Source organism: Alicycliphilus sp. T452 (assembly GCF_054512775.1).
Window position 1 is genome coordinate 294,421 of the sequence record NZ_JBTNEH010000002.1, and the last position, 18,489, is coordinate 312,909.

General features: G+C 66.4%; 17 protein-coding genes, 1 pseudogene and 1 riboswitch. Of the genes and pseudogenes, 10 read left to right on the forward strand and 8 right to left on the reverse strand.

Annotated elements, in window-relative coordinates:
• Position 1: 1 nt before the first annotated feature.
• From ACX12L_RS02930 to mtgA, 3 genes are read left to right on the forward strand one after another with little or no spacing between them, the layout of a single operon-like run.
• Complete coding sequence (locus tag ACX12L_RS02930; protein ID WP_459261250.1) at positions 2-862, forward strand: energy transducer TonB; 861 nt, start codon at positions 2-4, stop codon at positions 860-862.
• 6 nt (positions 863-868) lie between these two features.
• Positions 869-1,717 carry a shikimate dehydrogenase gene (aroE, locus tag ACX12L_RS02935; protein ID WP_459261251.1) on the forward strand — a complete coding sequence of 283 codons (849 nt, stop codon included), beginning with the start codon at positions 869-871 and terminating at the stop codon, positions 1,715-1,717.
• Positions 1,718-1,725: 8 nt separating this feature from the next.
• A complete protein-coding gene (gene mtgA / locus ACX12L_RS02940; protein ID WP_459261252.1) occupies positions 1,726-2,442 on the forward strand; it encodes a monofunctional biosynthetic peptidoglycan transglycosylase in 717 nt (238 codons plus the stop codon).
• A 54-nt stretch (positions 2,443-2,496) separates the two neighbouring features.
• Here the strand turns inward: mtgA and ACX12L_RS02945 are convergent, their stop codons facing one another.
• Positions 2,497-4,284, reverse strand: a complete 1,788-nt coding sequence (locus tag ACX12L_RS02945) for a DUF1302 domain-containing protein (protein WP_459261253.1) — start codon at positions 4,282-4,284, stop codon at positions 2,497-2,499.
• A gap of 268 nt (positions 4,285-4,552) precedes the next feature.
• On the reverse strand, positions 4,553-5,566 hold the full coding sequence (locus tag ACX12L_RS02950) for an AraC family transcriptional regulator (RefSeq protein ID WP_459261254.1): 1,014 nt from the start codon (positions 5,564-5,566) through the stop codon (positions 4,553-4,555).
• 151 nt (positions 5,567-5,717) lie between these two features.
• On the opposite strand from ACX12L_RS02950, the gene ACX12L_RS02955 reads away from it, so the two are divergent.
• The 5 genes from ACX12L_RS02955 to ACX12L_RS02975 all read left to right on the forward strand — a co-directional run bounded on the left by ACX12L_RS02955 (position 5,718) and on the right by ACX12L_RS02975 (position 10,941).
• Positions 5,718-6,698, forward strand: a complete 981-nt coding sequence (locus ACX12L_RS02955) for a quinone oxidoreductase family protein (protein WP_459261255.1) — start codon at positions 5,718-5,720, stop codon at positions 6,696-6,698.
• A 27-nt stretch (positions 6,699-6,725) separates the two neighbouring features.
• The gene (locus ACX12L_RS02960; protein ID WP_459261256.1) at positions 6,726-7,568 is read left to right on the forward strand and encodes a TauD/TfdA dioxygenase family protein; all 843 of its coding nucleotides are present in this window, start codon (positions 6,726-6,728) and stop codon (positions 7,566-7,568) included.
• A 31-nt stretch (positions 7,569-7,599) separates the two neighbouring features.
• The gene (locus ACX12L_RS02965) at positions 7,600-8,658 is read left to right on the forward strand and encodes a beta-keto acid cleavage family enzyme (protein WP_459261258.1); all 1,059 of its coding nucleotides are present in this window, start codon (positions 7,600-7,602) and stop codon (positions 8,656-8,658) included.
• Between the two features lie 70 nt (positions 8,659-8,728).
• Entirely contained in the window at positions 8,729-9,727 is a 999-nt protein-coding gene (locus ACX12L_RS02970) for a tripartite tricarboxylate transporter substrate binding protein (RefSeq protein ID WP_459261259.1), read from the forward strand.
• 197 nt (positions 9,728-9,924) lie between these two features.
• Positions 9,925-10,941: an AraC family transcriptional regulator gene (locus tag ACX12L_RS02975; protein ID WP_459261260.1), complete on the forward strand. Its 1,017-nt coding sequence runs from the start codon at positions 9,925-9,927 to the stop codon at positions 10,939-10,941.
• Positions 10,942-11,000: 59 nt separating this feature from the next.
• On the opposite strand, the gene ACX12L_RS02980 is transcribed toward ACX12L_RS02975, so the two are convergent.
• The gene (locus tag ACX12L_RS02980; protein WP_459261261.1) at positions 11,001-11,990 is read right to left on the reverse strand and encodes a Bug family tripartite tricarboxylate transporter substrate binding protein; all 990 of its coding nucleotides are present in this window, start codon (positions 11,988-11,990) and stop codon (positions 11,001-11,003) included.
• Positions 11,991-12,037: 47 nt separating this feature from the next.
• Complete coding sequence (locus tag ACX12L_RS02985; RefSeq protein ID WP_459261262.1) at positions 12,038-13,096, reverse strand: beta-keto acid cleavage family enzyme; 1,059 nt, start codon at positions 13,094-13,096, stop codon at positions 12,038-12,040.
• Between the two features lie 339 nt (positions 13,097-13,435).
• Between ACX12L_RS02985 and ruvC the strand changes: the two genes are divergently transcribed.
• Entirely contained in the window at positions 13,436-13,984 is a 549-nt protein-coding gene (gene ruvC, locus ACX12L_RS02990) for a crossover junction endodeoxyribonuclease RuvC (RefSeq protein ID WP_459261263.1), read from the forward strand.
• Here ruvC and ACX12L_RS02995 read toward each other — a convergent pair whose 3' ends face one another.
• Both ACX12L_RS02995 and ACX12L_RS03000 read right to left on the reverse strand, forming a co-directional pair.
• Entirely contained in the window at positions 13,985-14,425 is a 441-nt protein-coding gene (locus ACX12L_RS02995; RefSeq protein WP_459261264.1) for an RcnB family protein, read from the reverse strand.
• 169 nt (positions 14,426-14,594) lie between these two features.
• Entirely contained in the window at positions 14,595-15,293 is a 699-nt protein-coding gene (locus ACX12L_RS03000) for a winged helix-turn-helix transcriptional regulator (protein WP_459261265.1), read from the reverse strand.
• A gap of 158 nt (positions 15,294-15,451) precedes the next feature.
• Here ACX12L_RS03000 and ACX12L_RS03005 point away from each other — a divergent pair, with 158 nt between their 5' ends.
• Positions 15,452-16,273, forward strand: coding sequence for a class I SAM-dependent methyltransferase (locus tag ACX12L_RS03005; protein WP_459261266.1), 822 nt, complete (start codon positions 15,452-15,454; stop codon positions 16,271-16,273).
• A gap of 11 nt (positions 16,274-16,284) precedes the next feature.
• Here the strand turns inward: ACX12L_RS03005 and thiC are convergent, their stop codons facing one another.
• Positions 16,285-18,132, reverse strand: coding sequence for a phosphomethylpyrimidine synthase ThiC (gene thiC, locus ACX12L_RS03010; protein WP_459261267.1), 1,848 nt, complete (start codon positions 18,130-18,132; stop codon positions 16,285-16,287).
• An 80-nt stretch (positions 18,133-18,212) separates the two neighbouring features.
• Positions 18,213-18,322: riboswitch (TPP riboswitch) on the reverse strand.
• Between the two features lie 61 nt (positions 18,323-18,383).
• A pseudogene (locus ACX12L_RS03015) lies at positions 18,384-18,489 on the reverse strand (IS5/IS1182 family transposase); the annotation flags it as partial.

Genomic DNA, 18,489 nt, shown 5'->3' on the forward strand with positions numbered 1-18,489 from the left:
CGTGAACATCGCCTCCACGCTCCGCCGCCTGAGCACCCTGCAGATCGCGCTGGGCCTGTCCATCGCCATCCACGCGCTGCTGCTCACGGTGCGCTTCGTCGCTCCCGAGCGCTTCGACCGCGTGTTCCAGGACACGCCGCTGGAGGTCATCCTGGTCAACGCCAAGTCCAGCGAGCGCCCGGACAAGGCCCAGGCCATCGCCCAGGCCTCGCTGGCCGGCGGGGGCGAGGCCGCCAAGGGCCGCGCCACCAGCCCCCTGCCCTATTCGGCCCTGACCTCCATCGGCGACGACCTGGAGGAAGCCCAGCGCAGGATGGACCAGATGCTGGAGCAGCAGACCCAGCTGCTGGCCCAGGTGCGCCAGCAGCTGGCCATCCTGCCCAAGCCCGACCCGCGCAAGGCCAGCGAAAGCGCCGACAACCAGGCCCAGGAGGAAAAGCGCCGCCAGCTCGTGAAGCTGCTGGCCGAGATCGAAAAGCGCATCAACGAAGAGAACGCCCGCCCGCGCAAGCGCTACATCAGCCCCGCCACGCGCGAGGAGGTGTACGCCGTGTACTACGACGCGCTGCGCCGCAAGGTGGAGGACAAGGGCACGCAGAACTTCCCCGAGCACGGCGGCAGGAAGCTCTATGGCGAGCTGATCATGATCGTCACCGTGAACCACGACGGCCGCGTGCTCGAAACCGAAGTCGTGCAGGGCTCGGGCAACCGCCAGCTGGACCGGCGCGCCGAGGCCATCGCGCGCGCCGCCGGCCCCTTTGGCCACTTCGGCCCGGCCATGCGCGCCAAGGCCGACCAGATCGCCGTCGTCTCGCGCTTCAAGTTCACGCGCGAGCAGACCCTGGAAACCGCCGTCCGCTGACCATTCATGACGACCACCCCCGACCTCTATTGCGTGATGGGAAACCCCATCGCCCACAGCCGCTCCCCCTGGATACACGCGCGCTTCGCCGCGCTCACGGGCCAGCACCTGCGCTACGAACGCCGCCTGGTGCCCATCGACGGCTTCGCCCGGGCGCTGCGCGACTTCGCGGCCGAGGGCGGGCGCGGCTGCAACGTCACCGTGCCCTTCAAGCTCGAAGCCGCGCAGCTGGCCACCCACCGCAGCGAACGCGTGCAGCTGGCCGGCGCGGCCAACACCCTGACTTTTGAAGGCGGCGCCATCCACGCCGACAACACCGACGGCCTGGGCCTGGTGGCCGACATCGAGCAGGGCGCCGGCGTGCCGCTGGCCGGGCGCGACGTGCTGCTCGTGGGCGCGGGCGGCGCGGCCGCGGGCGTGCTGGGGCCGCTGCTGCGGCGCCAGCCCCGCCGCATCGCCGTGGTGAACCGCACGGCCGCGCGCGCCCAGGCCCTGGTGGCCAGCCACGCGGCGCTCGCATCACTACAAAAAACAGAGCTGCTGGCGCTCGACATACAAGCGCCAGAGGCCGATTTCGACATCATCATCAACGCCACCGCCAGCAGCCTGGAAGGCGCCGCCGCCCCCGTGCCCGCCAGCGTGCTGCGCCCCGGCAGCCTGGCCTACGACATGATGTACGGCCCCGCCGCGCAAGGCTTCCTGGACTGGGCCGCCCGGCACGGCGCCCGGCCGCGCGACGGCCTGGGCATGCTGGTGGAGCAGGCCGCCGAGGCCTTCGCCCTGTGGCGCGGCCAGCGCCCGCCATCGGCCCAGGTGCTGCAAGAGCTGCGCGCGGCCATCGCCGCCGGCCACTGAACGCGGCCATGCGCGCCCTGCTGCGCTGGATCGCCCTGGTGCTGCTGGCGCTCGTGGCGCTGCAGCTGTTCTTCGTGGCGCGCATCGCGGCCATGGCGGTGCTCGATCCCGAATCCACCACCTTCCAGCGGTCCGAGGCCTGGGCGCAGCTGCGCGGCGGCGGCGGCCTGCGCTGGCGCCAGCAATGGGTGCCGTACGCGCACATCTCCGACCACCTCAAGCGCGCCGTGGTCGCCTCGGAGGACGACAACTTCGTCAACCACGACGGCGTGGACTGGGACGCCATCGAAAAGGCCTGGGAGCGCAACGCCCGCGCCGAAGCCCAGGCGGCCAAGGCGCCCGCCGCCCGCGCGCCGCGCATCCGCGGCGGCTCCACCATCACCCAGCAGCTGGCCAAGAACCTGCTGCTGTCGGGCGAGCGCAACTACATGCGCAAGGGGCAGGAATTCGTGCTCACGCTGCTGCTGGAACAGCTGCTGAGCAAACGGCGCATCCTGGAAATCTACCTGAACAACGTCGAATGGGGCGCCGGCATCTTCGGCGCCGAGGCCGCCGCCCAGCACTACTACCGCAAGAGCGCGCGCCAGCTCACCGCCCCCGAGGCCGCCCGCCTGGCCGTCATGCTGCCCGCGCCCAAGCGCTTCGAGAAAGCGCCGAACTCGGCGTACCTGGCGGGGCGCACGCGCACCATCGTGGCGCGCATGGGAAGCGCCGAACTGCCCTGACGCGCCCCGCGCCGGCGAGGAAGGTATTCGCCGGGACAGCGGAGTCGAAAAGATTCAAAGCCGCACGCCAGCCACCATGGTCAGGTAATCGCGGTCCACCATCAGGTTGTATCTTCCGCCGAGGTATTTGCTGAGCTGCACTTCGGCAAAATACTTCTTGCTCCACTCGGCGCGCACGCCGACCCGGGCCGCGGCACGCCCCTCGGAGAAGGTGCCATCGAAGGAATAACCCTTGACGTCTTTGCCGACGAGGATGGACGTGGTCCATGTGGCGCCAGCCAGCGCATCCGGATACACGGCCGACGCCCCCACCCGCAGGCCCCAGGCATTGCTGGTGACGTAGCCCTCCTTGGTGCATTGCTTGCCGCCCACGGTTTCATTGCATGCCGTCAACGCCCCGGTCGGCCCCACGTACGCGGCGGCGCCGAAAGCGGTGCCACGTCCGAAGCGCAGCATGTCCTGGCTGGGCAGCCCATTGATATGGCTGAAGCCCACCTCGCCCGTCAGCACGACGCGCGCGGCACCCAGGGCCTTGGAGAAAATCTTGCTGGCGCCCATGCTGCCGGTCACGACGCCAAACCGGTCGTATGCATCGAATGTCCCTCCGACGGGGACCGCGAGGATGTTCTTGCGCAGCGCCAGCAGGGAATTCGGGCTGCGGCCATAAAACGCGCCCAACAGATCGGATGCATTGAAGGAAATCGGCTGATTCGGCCGATAGGCGATTTCCCCGTAGGTCGTCAATTCGGGGCTGATCTTCTTGCTGAACGAGACACCGAACAACGACACGTTCTCGGGATAAATCAGTCCATAGTTGCTGTTCGCCGGAGAAGAAGGCGTCGTGGAATTGACGGTCATGCGAAAGCTGGGCGTCACGGCCGTCGTGTTCATCGCATACAGCCTGAAGTCGGTCTTCAGCGCATCGGACTTGAACCCCGCCGACAATCCGTAATGGCCCAGGCCTTTGGGGTCGGCATCGGGCGTGCGGTGCACGTACTGGTTGGTGGCAAGCCGCTGCTGCTCCGAGGCCCCGGCGAACGAGATCATGTTGCATCCCTGCGCGATGAACGAAGTCACGTCGAAATAGGTGCCACAGCCGGCATAGACATTGCCGCGGTGCTCGAAGGCGGCAAAACCTTCCATGCTCCAGGCTTCGCCCGCAACCAGTTTGGCACTGAGCATGCCCAATGGAAGCTTGCCCTCGAAAGCCTGGGCACCAGGGCGAAACTGCGAGGAGAAGTCCGTCGGATTGATGACGGAGTTGATACCGCCGCCTATCAATCGCGCCCCGCCCCAGTTCAACACCTGGCGCCCGAAGCGGCCCTCCAGTTTCTTGCCGTCCGACAGGGCCGTTGACCCATAAAGAAAGACATCCCGGATTTCAGCGTTGGAGAATTTGGAACTGCCGGCGAAACCCTGGTCACTCAACGGCATATGGGGCGTGAATCCGTTGGGGAAGTTGCCGTAGGCGACATTGTTCTCACCCAATGCAAAATCCTTCCACGCATTGGCGCGGACAAAAAATCCAATGTCGCCCTTTTTCAGGTCCACATCCACCACGCCCTTGAGCACGGTGGAAATCTGGTCGCCCTTGTAGAAGTTCAGGTCAGGGCCGCCATTCTGGCCTGCCAGATGACCCCGCGGCACGCCGGGAACGCTGGGCGAAACCACCGCCGAATAGGCATCGGGGCTGGGGTCCTTGGTGCGGATCTGGGTGCCGAGAGTCAACACGCCATTGATCTTTCCTTCCAGGCCGTTTTCGGTCTTGAATTCAAGAGCATGGGCTTGCACGCAGGCCAGCGTGAGGGCCGACAGGGCTCCCACCTTGCGGATTGTCATCATTCCTTGTCTCCGTTTGAATGGTCGATACGCTCGTGAACCCCACCCCGGCGAGGTGCAGGTTCTTCTGAAGCGGGCGACCGATTCTTTGGAAAACCGTCCCATGGAACTTGACAGTCCACGCCAGCGAATTCGCCTTTTGCGACAGGCAGGGCAAACCCGGAGGGATGCCGCCGCGTTGGGCGCGAAATGACAGGTCCGTCCCAGCATCGGTTCAGCATGGAGGGGGCCCGGGCGATGCGGCACCCGCTGATCGCCTGACGCCTTGCCGTCAGCCGCGCATGCGCGACGGCACGCGATGGAACTGCGCGGTGAACCAGCGCGTGAACGAGCTCAGATTGGAGTAGCCCAGCAGCATGGCTACACGGCCCATGGAATAGGAGGTGTTGTCGATGTAGCGCTGCGCCAATTCGCGGCGGACGTCATTCAGGATGGAGGTAAAGCTCACGCCCGCCTCATCCAGCCGCCTCTGCAGCGTGCGCACGTTCACGCCCAGGCCCGACGCCACCTGGTTGACGCTGGCCCGGCCCATGGGCAGCAACAGATACACCGAGCGACGCACATCCAGCACGACGGAGTCGTGCCCGGGCTTGGGCAGGGCGTCCATGAAGGACTGCGCATACTTGGCCATCGCGGCATCGGCCTGCATGTTGGGCTTGTCCAGGTCTGCGCTGAGGCACACCACCCCATTGAAATCGCTTTCGAATTGCAAGGGGCACTTGAAAAGGCGCTTGTGTATCTGCAGGTCCTGCGGCGCCTCGTGGGTGAAGTGCACCGACTGCGGGCGCCATTGCGATCCCAGGACGGCTCGGAACAACAGCATCAGGACGCCTACCGCCATGTCGCTGGACTGGCGGGCATTGCCCTGATAGGCAGTCACGATTTCTTCGCGGATGAACGTCGTCCTTCCGGCATCCTCGATGTACAGCCCCAGGGACTCGTTGAGCATGTGGCGGTACTGCGAAATGGTGTTCAGCACGCCACGCATGGAAGGCTGCTGCACCAGCAGCAGGCTGATGGGCCCGAAGTCCGCGAGCGCCCGTTCTTCGGCCATCATCAGGCCCACGGTATCGCAGCCGCTGGCCTGCGACGTCAGATCCAGCAAGGCCACCGTGCTGTCCATCGGGATCATGCTCGCAGGCGCCGAGAGCATTTGACTCGTCAGCCCCACCTTTCGCAGCAAAGGCTGTGGGTTGAGCCCCAGTTTGCGGGCCACCTTTTCGTAATGCACCAGCACCCCCGCGCGCTTGAACGCGGCGTTGTGCCGCACGACCCCCTTATGCATTCCCAACTCCAAAAAACCAAAGTCCGCTTTGATATTTATCAATCATGACATCAGATGATAAATGACTGTCGTCAAATGGAAAGCAGATTCAGGCCGTTGAGCCATAGATTCAAGCCATCCATTTCGATACCGAGCAACCCAAGGAGACACTGTGGCCAAAGCCATCCAATTCGATCACACCGGCGGGCCCGAGGTCCTGTACGGCGCAACCGTCCAGGTCGGGCGCCCGGGCCCGGGGCAAGTGCGCCTGCGCCATGTGGCCGTGGGGCTGAACTACGCGGACACCTATTTCCGCAACGGCACCTATCCCATCCCGCTGCCCAGCGGCATCGGCGTGGAAGCGGCAGGCGTCGTCGAAGAAGTGGGCGAAGGCGTAACCCAGGTGGCCGTGGGCGACCGCGTCACGTACACCGGTTTCACCAACACCCTGGGTGCCTACAGCACCGAGCGGCTGATCGACGCGGAACCGCTGATCAAGCTGCCCGACGGCATTGCCCTGGAGACGGCGGCGGCCATGACGATGCGCGGCCTGACCTCCGCGTATCTGCTGCGCCGCATTTACCCCTTCAAGTCTGGCGACACGGTCCTGCTGCATGCAGCGGCGGGCGGCGTGGGGCTCATCGTCTCCCAGTGGGCCAAGCTGCTGGGGCTGACCGTGATCGGCACGACCTCCACCGAGGCGAAAGCCGAACTGGCCAAGGCCCATGGGTGCGACCACGTCATCAACTACAGCCATGAGGACGTGGCCAAGCGGGTGCGCGAGCTCACCGACGGGGTGGGCGTGAACGTGGTGTTCGACAGCGTGGGCAAGGCCACCTTCGAGGCATCGCTCGACTCTCTCAAGCGGCGCGGCCTGATGGTGTGCGTGGGCACGGCCAGCGGCCCGGTTCCGCCATTCAACCCCCACATCCTGGCGCGCAAGGGCTCTCTCTTCCTGACGCGCCCGGCACTGGCCGACTACATCGCCGACCCCGCTGAAAAAGCCGAACTGGCGGCAGAAGTCTTTGGCCACATCGCCGCCGGCCGCATCCAGATCGAAATCAACCAGCGCTACGCGCTGGAAGACGCCGTGCAGGCGCACCGCGACCTGGAAGCGCGCAAGACCACGGGTTCGTCCATTTTCGTGATCTGACCTTCCCCACATTTCCAGGAGACTTCCATGCACGTTCGCCCATTGACCCCCGCCATCGGCGCCGAAATCAGCGGCGTCAGCCTCGGCGACGCCAGCCGCGACGCGGACCTGTTCGCCAAGATCAAGGCCGCGCTACTCAAGCACCGGGTCCTGTTCCTGCGCAACCAGGACATCACGCGCGCCGAACACGTCGCGTTCGCCCGCCGCTTCGGCGACCTGGAGGAGCACCCCGTGGCGGGCAGCCATCCCGACCACCCCGGCCTGGTGCAGATCTACCGCAGCGACAAGCGCGAGAACTACGAAAACAGCTACCACTCCGACGGCCTGTGGCGCCAAACGCCTGCCATGGGATGCGTTCTGCGCTGCATCGAATGCCCGCCCATCGGGGGCGACACCATCTGGGTCAACATGGTGGAGGCATACAGGAATCTGCCCGAGGAGATCAAGCGCAAGATCGATGGGCTGCGCGCCCAAAGCAGCATCGAGCACTCCTTCGGCGCGGCGATGAGTCCCGAGGCGCGCCGCAAGCTCGCGGCCGACAACCCGCCGGCCGAGCACCCCGTGGTGCGCACCCACCCCGAGACCGGCGAGAAGGTGCTGAACGTGTGCAGCTTCACGACCCACTTCGTGAACTACCACACGCCCGAGAACGTGCGCTTCGGGATCGACAAATCGCCCGGGGCCAGCCACCTGCTCAACTATCTCCTGAGCCAGGCATACATCCCCGAATACCAGGTGCGCTTCAGCTGGCAACCCCATAGCGTCGCGATCTGGGACAACCGCAGCACCCAGCACTATGCGGTCATGGACTACTGGCCCGCGCCCCGGAAGATGGAGCGTGCGGCCATCGTGGGCGACCAGCCCTTCTGAACGCCACTTTTGAATTGTTTGGAGACATGCGATGAATTTCCTCGACGGGCACCTTTTCCCCGAAAACCAGCAACCCCTGATCATCACCGCCGCGCCCTACGCGCCGGGCTGGCTGCCGTCGGACTTTCCGGAGGACATCCCCGTCACGATGGAGGAGCAGATCCAGAAGGCGGTGGACTGCTACAACGCCGGCGCCACGGTGCTGCACCTGCATGTGCGCGAGCTCGACGGCAAGGGCAGCAAGCGCCTGTCCAAATTCAACGAGCTGGTCGCCGGCGTGCGCAAGGCGGTGCCCGAGATGATCATCCAGGTGGGCGGCTCCATCTCCTTCGCGCCCGAGAGCGAGGGCGAGGCGGCCAAATGGCTCTCCGACGACACGCGCCACATGCTGGCGGAACTGGAGCCGACGCCCGACCAGGTCACGGTGACCGTGAACACCTCGCAGATGAACGTCACCGACCACATGGAAGACGGCGACATCATCGGCACCTCGCGCGAGAACCCGAAGCTGTTCGACACCTACAAGGACATGATCGTGCCGGCCGCGCCGCTGTGGGTGCAGGAGCATGTCCGGCGCCTGAGCGCCAAGGGCATCCAGAGCGCGTTCCAGTGCTACAACACCAACAGCTTCGAGTCCGTGGAGCGCCTGATCCGCCGCGGCTTCTACAAGGGGCCGCTGGTGATGAACTGGGTGGCCATCAGCGGCGGCATGGACACGCCGAATGTCTACAGCCTGGGGAATTTCCTTCGCGGCATTCCCGATGGCGCGGTGGTGACGGTGGAAAGCAACGTGCGCAACGTGCTGCCGGTCAACATGATGGGCATCGCCATGGGCCTGCACGTGCGCTGCGGTACCGAGGACGTGCTCTGGAACCAGCGCCGAACGGCCAAGCAGAGCACGGTCAGGCAGATCGAGCAGCTGGTGCGCATCTCCGAGGAATTCGGCCGCGACATCGCGACCGCCAGGCAGGCCCGCGAGATCTGCAGGATCGGGGTGTTCTACGACACCGCCGATGAAGCACTGGCGGCCAATGGCTTCGCCCCCAACCGCAATGGCGGCAACCAGGGCTATCTGCACAAGTCGCGTTGAGCCCCCCACACCTGGCTGACCCACGCAGCCCACGCCAGCCATGGGCTGCACGATGAAGATGGAGACGAAAATGAAAGAACCTCGACGACTGCATTCGCGCCGCAGGCTGTGCGCACTGGCGGCCGGGCTTTGCGCCGCGGCAGCCATTGCGCCGGCAGTTCAGGCCCAGGACTGGCCGAGCAAGGCCGTAAGAATCGTGGTCGGCGGGCCTTCGGGAGGTACGGCCGACACCTTGGCGCGCATCGTCGCGGAAGGACTGGCGCAGTCCCTCGGCAAGCCTGTGATCGTCGAGGCCAAGCCGGGGGCCGCCGGTGCGATCGCCGTCAACGATCTGCTGATGTCGCCCCATGATGGCCACACGCTGCTGCTGGTCCAAGGCGGCATCGTCACGGAAACGCCCCAGGCGTACAAGGTCCACTACAAGCCGTTCACGGACCTGAAGCCGCTGGTGCAGGTGAGCCGGCAAGGCTTGATACTGGTGGGCAATCCCAGCCTGCCTCCCAACAACCTCAAGGAGCTGGTGAGCTACGTCAAGTCCCTTCCGGGCGGGACGGATTTCGCCTCGTACGCGGCCGGCATGCGCGGCCACACCTCCGGCGTGCAATTCGCGCGGCTGGCCAATATCGAGTTGAAGCACATCGGCTACAAGGGCTCGCCACCGGCCCTGCAGGACGTGATGGGCGGGCATGTGCCCCTGATGTTCGACGCCCCCCCGACGTCACTGCCGCTGCTGAAGGCCGGCAAGATCAAGGCCTTCGCGGTGAACTTCCCGACGCGCATCACGGCCCTGCCGGACGTGCCGACCTTCAAGGAACTGGGGTATCCGGCGTTGGCCGAAGTCGGCTGGATGGGCCTGTGGTCCACCCCCGACCTGTCGCCGGCCATTCAAAACAAGGTGCGGGAGCTGACCCTGCAACACCTTCAGCAGCCCAAAATACGCCAGCGGATCGAGGCCTTGGGCCTGGAGGCCGGCTTGCCACTGACTCCGCAGGAATTGGCGAAAGACCTGCGTGCCGGCTACGACCAGCAGGGCGAACTGCTGCGCTCGATTCAATACAAGCCAGACTGAGCCGGCGGCAGCCCCCATGGGGATGCGAGGCGCATGCTCTTCGAACATGCGCTTGCCGACGATCGTGTGCCGGACCCGCCCATGGCGGCCAAGCAAGGCATGGCGCGACCCTGGTGTGCAGCACACCCGATCCAGTCAAGCCAGCGGAGGGAGACCGGCCAGGACTTTGTCAACCTCGGAGCCAATACGGTAGTTTCATGGCATCTCTCGTCCGCGCCGCCTGCCTGACCAATTACCGCCAGGTGGCCCAAGCCTCGGGGCTCAACCCCGATCGCATGCTTCTGGATGTCGGCCTGAGCCCCGCCACGCTGGAGGATCCCGATGGGATGATCCCGGTCGGCAAGGTCGGGCGGCTGCTGCAAGACTCCGCCAGCCAGTCCGGCAACGAATGCTTCGGCCTGTGCATGGCAAGCACGCGCCTGCTGTCCAACCTGGGACCCGTGGGCCTGTTGATCCGCGACCAGGAAACGTTGCGAGACTCGCTGAATCTGCTCGTGCGCTACCTGGCGATGTTGAACAGTGCACTCACGCTGTCCGTGGAGGAGAGCGGCAATTTCGTGCTCATTCGCGGTCTCTGGTTCGCTGGCGGCGGCACCTCGCCCACACGGCAACGCGTTGAATTGGCGCTCGGCGTCATCGTACGGGTGATACGCCAGCTGATTGGCAATGACTGGCGTCCAACGCGAGTGTGCTTCGAGCATGCGGCCCCACGCAATCTGGCGATGCACACCAAGATGTTCGGGCCTTGCCTGGACTTCAACCAGGCCATCAACTGCATCATCTGTACCCGTTCGGATCTGGATACACGCAACGAGTTTGCGGACCCCGCCATGGTCCGCTATGCACAGAAACTGCTGGAATCGACGACCCAGGCGAATGCGGCCGGCGTGCTCGAGGACGTACGCCGCGCGATCTTGACGCTGCTGCCCAGCGGGCGCTGCAGCATCGAACAGGTCGGTGAATACATGGGGGTAACGCCCCGTACCATCCAACGGCGCTTGACCGAAAGAGGGCAGACCTTTTCCGCCTCCGTGAATGAAATCCGCCGGCAGCTGGCGACGCGCTACGTGTTCGAAAGCAGGCATTCCCTGACGGAAATCGCGGACCTGCTGGGGTTCACTGCCGCCAGCAGCTTTTCCCGCTGGTACCAAACGCAATTCGGCTGCAGCGCCAAGGAGTCCCGGGCCAAGTCCTTTGCCCCCTCCATGACGTAAAAAAACGCGGACCGCAGTCCGCGTTCGAATGGCCTTGGAGCATGGAGCCAAACCCAGCCCTACTCCACGGAGATGTTGGACTCCTTGGCAATGGCTGCCCAGACCTTCAGGTCGTTGGCGATGATGGACTTGAACTCCCCGGGCGATTTCACGGTCGGGGGTTCCAGGTTCAAGGCCTCCATGCGCTTCATCATTTCCTGCGACTTCTGGATCTTGTTGATCTCGCCATTCAACCGGTCGAGGATGGGCTTGGGCAGGTTCGCAGGCCCGAACACGCCAAACCAGCCCACCGCGTCGAACGGGTAGCCCTGCTCGGCCATGGTGGGAATGCCCGGCGTACGAGGGGCCCGGACATTACCGCTGATGGCAATGCCCTTGATCATCCTGGCCTCCAGCATGGGCACCGGAGTGCCAGGATCGGTCCACCCGATCTGCAGCACCCCCGATGCGAGGTCATTCACGATCTGCGGCGTTGACTTGTACGGAACGTGCGCCATTTTGAGGCCCGCCTGGCGCCGCAGCCATTCCATGGTCAATTGCCCGGACGAGCCGATTCCCCAGGTGCCATAGGTGTAGCGGTCGGGGTTGGCCTTGACCAATGCCACCAGTTCCTTGAGCGTGTTGGCCGGGAAGTCCTTGTGCACGGAGAGGATGATGCCGCCGGCCGCGGTCTGGGCAATGGGCGTCAAGTCCTTGACCGGGTCGTAGGACATGGTCTTCAACACCGCCGGCGCCACGGCCCCGTACGACGCGTTCGAATAGAGCAAGGTATAGCCATCGGCTTTTGCCCGGGCGACGGCATTGCCGGCAACCATGCCACTGGCCCCTGGCTTGTTGTCAACCAGCACCGGCTGCTTGAGCGCCACGCTGAGCTTCTGCGCCATTTCTCTGGCGGTCAGGTCAACGCCAGAGCCCGCGCCGGAGGCCACCACCAGCGTAATGGGGCGGCTTGGCCATGCATCCGCGGGCTGGGCAGATGCAGCAAGGGGCACCCCGCAGGCCATCAACATGGCCAATGCCAGGCGTCGTTTGGGGAAATGGGTGTTCAAGGTCTGTCTCCTTCTTGTCCTGTGTGTGACGCGACGCCTGCGGAACCTCAGTCCGGCTTGCGCAGGAACCCTTGGTTGCCGCCATTGCGGTTGGGCGCAAAACCATTGGCCTGCAGCGTCTCTTCCACGGAGTCGTAGAACACGCCGATCTTGCAGATCTCGCGCGCCTGCTGCGCGGTCGCGATGGGGCGGCCGAGTTCGCCCGCGACGCGCACCAGCTGCCTGATCTGCTCGACCGAGCTCATCTTGCCGGAGCGGTCCTGCTTCCAGAGCACATCCTCGGTACCGCAGCGCACGTGCAGGCCCAGGGCCATGCCGATCACGTTGATGGGCAGCACATTGAGCACCGAGCTTTCCACCGTGACCACGGCGCCATCGGGCACGGCCCGCAGCATGTTGGCCAGGTTGTAGATGTTGGCCTGGTCCATGCCGCCGCTGATGGCCACCCAGTTCATCACCAGCGGCCCCTTGTAGACGCCGCGGCGCATCATGCGCTCGATGGTTTCGAAGCTGTTGATGTTGTAGACCTGGAACTCGCTCTGGATACCGGCGGCCGTCAGGCGGCGGATGTGCTCCTCGACAAAGCTGGGGTTCGAGGGGACGATCATGTCCCTGTAAGTCTTGTACAGGTGCGGGAAGCCGCGCGACAAGCCACGGAAGTCGTCGATGCCGGCGTGCTCCGTCACGTTCATCTGCGTGGTGTTCACGGTCACCGTGACCTGGTCCGGCTTCGGATCGAGTTCGGCCAGCATGTGGCGCGTATCGTCGGAGAGCCACTTGGCCTCACCGTCCGGCCCCTCGGGAGCGAAGCTGATGGAGCCGCCCACCTGGATGATCATCTCGGGCACCGCCTTGCGCACGCCGGCGATCAGTTCGTTGAACATGGACAGGCGCTTGCTACCCTTGCCATCGGCCTCGCGCACATGCAGGTGCAGCACCGTGGCGCCGGCCTCGTAGCAGTCCACCGCCTTCTGGATCTGCTCCTCCATGGTGACGGGAATGTCCTCGGGAAAATCGGAAGGAATCCAGCCCGGCGCGTAGGGCGCGGCGGTGATGACCAGGGGTTGCTGGTTTTCGGGATACAGGTGGCCGTCAAGGAAGTTCATGATGTGGGATCTCCTGATGAAAGGTCAATGGACTCGGTGGTAACGGCTTCATGATGGAGCGCTGCCCCCATCAGGGCTTGACGATTCATGCCAGCGACTTGACCTTTCATGACGGCCCGTGAATACCGCGGCGCCACGTTCACGCGCAGGGGGTGTGAGCCGCCGATAACCAACGGCCGCAGTCCACCGCGCCTCCGGCCATCGCCCCGTATCATTCCCGCCATGCCCAGCCTCACTCCGCGGAGACGGGTGCCTTTTTCACGCAGACACCTTGGCTTACAGGCAAATCAACCTCCAGCGCTTACCCAGCAAGCGCCAACAGCTCTATTTTTGATAGTCATGAGAATCCTGGGAATCGACCCCGGCCTGCAGACCACGGGCTTTGGCGTGGTGGACGTGGACGGCCAGCGGCTGGCCTACGTGGCCAGCGGCACCATACGCACCACGGGGCTGGCGCTGGGCGACCTGCCGGGCCGGCTCAAGCTGCTGTTCGACGGCATCACCGAGGTCGCGGCGCGCTACCGGCCCGATGCGGCGGCGGTGGAAATCGTCTTCGTCAACGTCAACCCCCAGTCCACCCTGCTGCTGGGCCAGGCGCGCGGCGCGGCGCTCACGGCGCTGGTCAACGCGAACCTGCCCGTGGCCGAGTACACGGCCCTGCAGATGAAGAAGGCCGTGGTCGGCCATGGCCGCGCGGCCAAGTCGCAGGTGCAGGAGATGGTGCGCCGGCTGCTCACCCTGCCCGGCCTGCCCGGCACCGACGCGGCCGATGCGCTGGGCCTGGCCATCACCCACGCGCACGCGGGCGCGGCCATGGCCCGCGTGGGGGCGGTGGCGCAGCTTTCGCGGCGCCAGCACGCCATGTACAAGGGCGGGCGCAGCTATTGATCACTGGCTCAGGATGATCTGCGCGATCACCCCGGTGGCGATGGCCACCAGCAGGTAGTCGGCCCCGTACTGCACCCAGTGGTAGCCGCGCGGCGGCGGGCTCAGGTGGTGCACGCGCCAGTTGTTGACCACGTAGTGGTGGCTGCGGTACATGGGCGGCAGGCGGTCGCCGCGGTACCAGCGGTGATCAGGCCCCGCGCCGCGCCAGGGGCGCGGGCCGTGCGCCTGGGGCGGCGGGCCGGGGTGCGGGCGCACCTGCGGCGGCCGGGGCTGTGCATGGCCGGGGCGGTGGCGCTGTTCGTAGCGGTGATCGTTGCGCGGGTCGCGTGGCTGGGCCTGCGCGCCCACGGCCGACAGGCCCATCGCCAGCGCCGTGCAGGCGGCGGCCCACGCCATGAGGGTGCTGCGGGGGGCACGGAGGGGCACGGTGGTAGGGGACATGTCTCGTCCTTTCATGGCAGTGGATACGCCCCTATGGTGATCCTTTTGCCGCCGCGCCGCAGCCCTTGCGCGGTGGTTTTACCCGGGATTTGCCACGGGATTACCTGCGCTTTGCATGTGTTGCACGACCTACATCCCGGGCGCTTCATCACGCCTGGCTCTCAAGAAATCAGCCGGCGGCCCGGGGCACGGCGGCGAACGTGCTCGTTCCCAGCCAGCGGCGCAACGCGCTCTGGCGCTCCTGCGTCCCCGTCAGGCGGATGGCGCCGCTGCCGCTGGCCTGGGCCCAGCCCACGTGGCCCAGCCACAGCGCGGTGAGGGTGCGCAGGTCGGTGCTCACGTACAGGTCGACCTCGAAGCCGGGGTCCACCGTGCACAGGTCCACGTCGCACGCGGGCTCCACGATCAGCCAGTAGTTGCGCTCGGGCAGCGGGCGGTCGCAGAAGATGAACTCGATCGTGGTGCGCGCCGCCGGCGCCGGCTCCGGGTGGACGTGGCGGCGTATGTCCCACATCAGCAGGTTGGCGTCCAGGTGGCGCAGCGTGGCCTCGGCCGTCACCCAGCGCTGGCCCCATGCGCCCACCGCCTCGACGATGGGGCGCAGCTCCCGGCCGGCCTGCGTCAGGTGGTATGCATGCCCCTCGGCCGCGCCCGCCGTCCGCGTGCGCTCCACGATGCCGGCCGCCTCCAGCTCCCTCAGGCGCTTGGCCAGCAGCGCCGACGACATGCGCGGCACGCCGCGGCGCAGGTCGTTGAAGTGGCTGGACCCCATCATCAGCTCGCGCACCACCAGCAGCGTCCAGCGGCAGCACAGCACCTCCGCGGCCATGGCCACGGGGCAGAACTGGCGGTAGCTGGCTGGGACCATGGGCTTGCCTTCCGCGCGGGGCGCGGCAAACGCTGAATCTACGCCGATCGCGGGGCGGCCGCCAGTTCAGACAGTGAACCGGCCGGCTTCACAAACAGAACTTGAGCCGCCCGGGCCCGCGGCGCAGCATGGTCCCCGGGCAACTACCGGAGACTCTCATGACCATTCTCGAAGCACCCGCCATCGACTATGCGGCCATCAAGCAGCGCCAGCAGGCCGTCTGGTCCTCGGGCGACTACGCCGTCATCGGCGCCACCCTGCAGATCGTCGGCGAGAACCTGTGCGAGGCGGTGGACCTGCGCGCCGGCAGCGCCGTGCTGGACGTGGCCGCCGGCAATGGCAACGCCACGCTCGCCGCCGCGCGGCGCTTCGCGCGGGTCACCTCGACCGACTACGTTCCCGCCCTGCTCGAACGCGGGCGCGAGCGCGCCGCCGCCGAGCGCCTGGCGGTCGAGTTCCGCGCGGCCGACGCCGAGGCCCTGCCATTCGCCGACGCCAGCTTCGACACCGCCCTGTCCACCTTCGGCGTGATGTTCGCGCCCGACCAGGAGCGTGCCGCCGCCGAACTGGCCCGCGTGGTGCGCCCCGGCGGGCGCATAGGGCTGGCCAACTGGACGCCCGACGGCTTCGTCGGGCTGCTGCTGAAGACCGTCGGCCAGCACATGCCGCCGCCGGCCGGCCTGCGGCAGCCAGTGCGCTGGGGCACGCCGCAGGGGCTGCGCGAGCTGTTCCCGGGCCAGCAGGTGCGGGCCACGCCGCGCGACTTCGTGTTCCGCTACGAGTCGCCGCGCCACTGGCTGGAGGTGTTCCGCGCCTGCTACGGGCCGGTGCACCGCGCATTCGCGGCGCTGGCGCCGGACCGGCAGGAGCTGCTCGCGCGCGACATCCTCGCGCTGCTGGAGCGCTTCAACCGCGGCAGCGCACGGGCGCTGCTGGTGCCCGGCGCCTACCTGGAGGTGGTGGTCACGCGCGGCGCCTGAGCGCCGCCATGTCAGCCCCGGACCGGGTGGATGGGCACGTAGAGCTCGCCGCCCGCGCGGTTGAACTCCTCGGCTTTTTCCTGCAGGCCCTGCTGGGCGAATTCGCGCACCTCCTGCGTGATCTTCATGGAGCAGAACTTCGGCCCGCACATGGAGCAGAAATGCGCGACCTTGGCCGCGTCCTTGGGCAGGGTCTCGTCGTGGTACTCCTGCGCGGTCTCGGGGTCCAAGCCCAGGTTGAACTGGTCCTGCCAGCGGAAGTCGAAGCGCGCCTGGCTGAGCGCGTCGTCGCGCGCGCGGGCACCCGGGTGGCCCTTGGCCACGTCGGCCGCGTGCGCGGCGATCTTGTAGGCGATGATGCCCTGCTTCACGTCGTCGCGGTCGGGCAGGCCCAGGTGCTCCTTGGGCGTCACATAGCACAGCATGGCCGTGCCCATCCAGCCGATCATGGCGGCGCCGATGGCCGACGCGATGTGGTCGTAGCCCGGCGCGATGTCGATGGTCAGCGGCCCCAGCGTGTAGAACGGCGCCTCGTGGCAGTGCTTGAGCTGCTCCGTCATGTTGGCCTGGATCATGTGCATGGGCACGTGGCCGGGGCCTTCGATCATGGTCTGCACGTCGTGCTTCCAGGCGACCTGCGTGAGTTCGCCCAGGGTGTGCAGCTCGGCGAACTGGGCCTCGTCGTTGGCATCGGACGCGCAGCCGGGGCGCAGGCCGTCGCCCAGGCTGAAGGCCACATCGTACTGCTTCATGATGTCGCAGATGTCCTCGAAGTGCTCGTAGAGGAAGCTCTCCTTGTGGTGCGCCATGCACCACTTGGCCATGATGGAGCCGCCGCGCGAGACGATGCCCGTGCGCCGCGCCGCCGTGAGGTGGATGTAGGCCAGGCGCACGCCCGCGTGGATGGTGAAGTAGTCCACGCCCTGCTCGGCCTGCTCGACCAGCGTGTCGCGGAAGATCTCCCAGGTCAGGTCCTCGGCGATGCCGCCCACTTTTTCCAGCGCCTGGTAGATCGGCACGGTGCCGATGGGCACGGGACTGTTGCGCACGATCCAGTCGCGCGTGGTGTGGATGTTCTTGCCGGTGGAGAGGTCCATCACGTTGTCGGCGCCCCAGCGGATGGCCCAGACCAGCTTTTCCACCTCTTCCTCGATGCTGGACGTGACGGCGGAGTTGCCGATGTTGGCGTTGATCTTCACCAGGAAGTTGCGCCCGATGGCCATGGGCTCCACCTCGGGGTGGTTGATGTTGGCCGGGATGATGGCGCGGCCGCGCGCCACCTCGTCGCGCACGAATTCGGGGGTGATGATCTTGGGGATGCTGGCGCCCAGCGGGTTGCCGGCCAGGCGCTGCTCGCGGGCGGCGTCCTGCAGGTATTGCGCCATCCACTCGCGGCGGCCGTTCTCGCGCAGCGCCACGTACTCCATCTCGGGCGTGACGATGCCGCGGCGGGCGTAATGCATCTGCGTCACGTTGGCGCCGGCCTTGGCGCGGCGCGGCTGGCGCTGCAGGGCGGCGGCCTCCAGGCGCAGGGCCGCCAGGCGGGCGGCGTCCTCGCTCCTTTGCCCATCGTCGAGCGCCGCCGGCTTGCGGCCTTCGTAGGCCTCGCTGTCGCCGCGCTCCTCGATCCAGGCGCCGCGCACGCTCTGCAGGCCGCGCCGCACGTCGATCGTGGCGGCGGGATCGGTGTAGGGGCCCGAGGTGTCGTAGACGCTCACCACCTCGCCGTTGGTCAGGCGGATGTCGCGCACCGACACGCGCAGGTCGGGGCGGCTGCCGGTGATGAAGGACTTGGCCGAGGCGGGAAAAGGCTCGCGCGTGCGAGCCAGCAGCTGGGAAAACGAGTCGGGGGCGTTCATGGCGGGCATTCCTCAAAGGTCTTGAATGGAATGCTCCGCAATCGGCGGAACGGCCTGCGCGCGCACCACGGCGCACGCGACCATCCCACTGCAGCTCTTCTTACGCTGGTACTAACCAGATCAAGTTCGCGGTTCCGGCGGTCAGGTCCGCCGTCTCAGCACGCCACTACGTGCACCCCGGAGCAGGGCAAAGTATAGGCGACTTGACTTGATCTGCGGCAACCAGGGCCGGCCCTAGGTTGAATCGACATTCAATCTGTCAGCCAAGCCAGACTTGCAGCGAGGCAGAGGAAGGCCATGAAGTGGGCGGCCTTGCGGTCGTAGCGCGTGGCGATGCGTCGGAACTGCTTGAGCCGT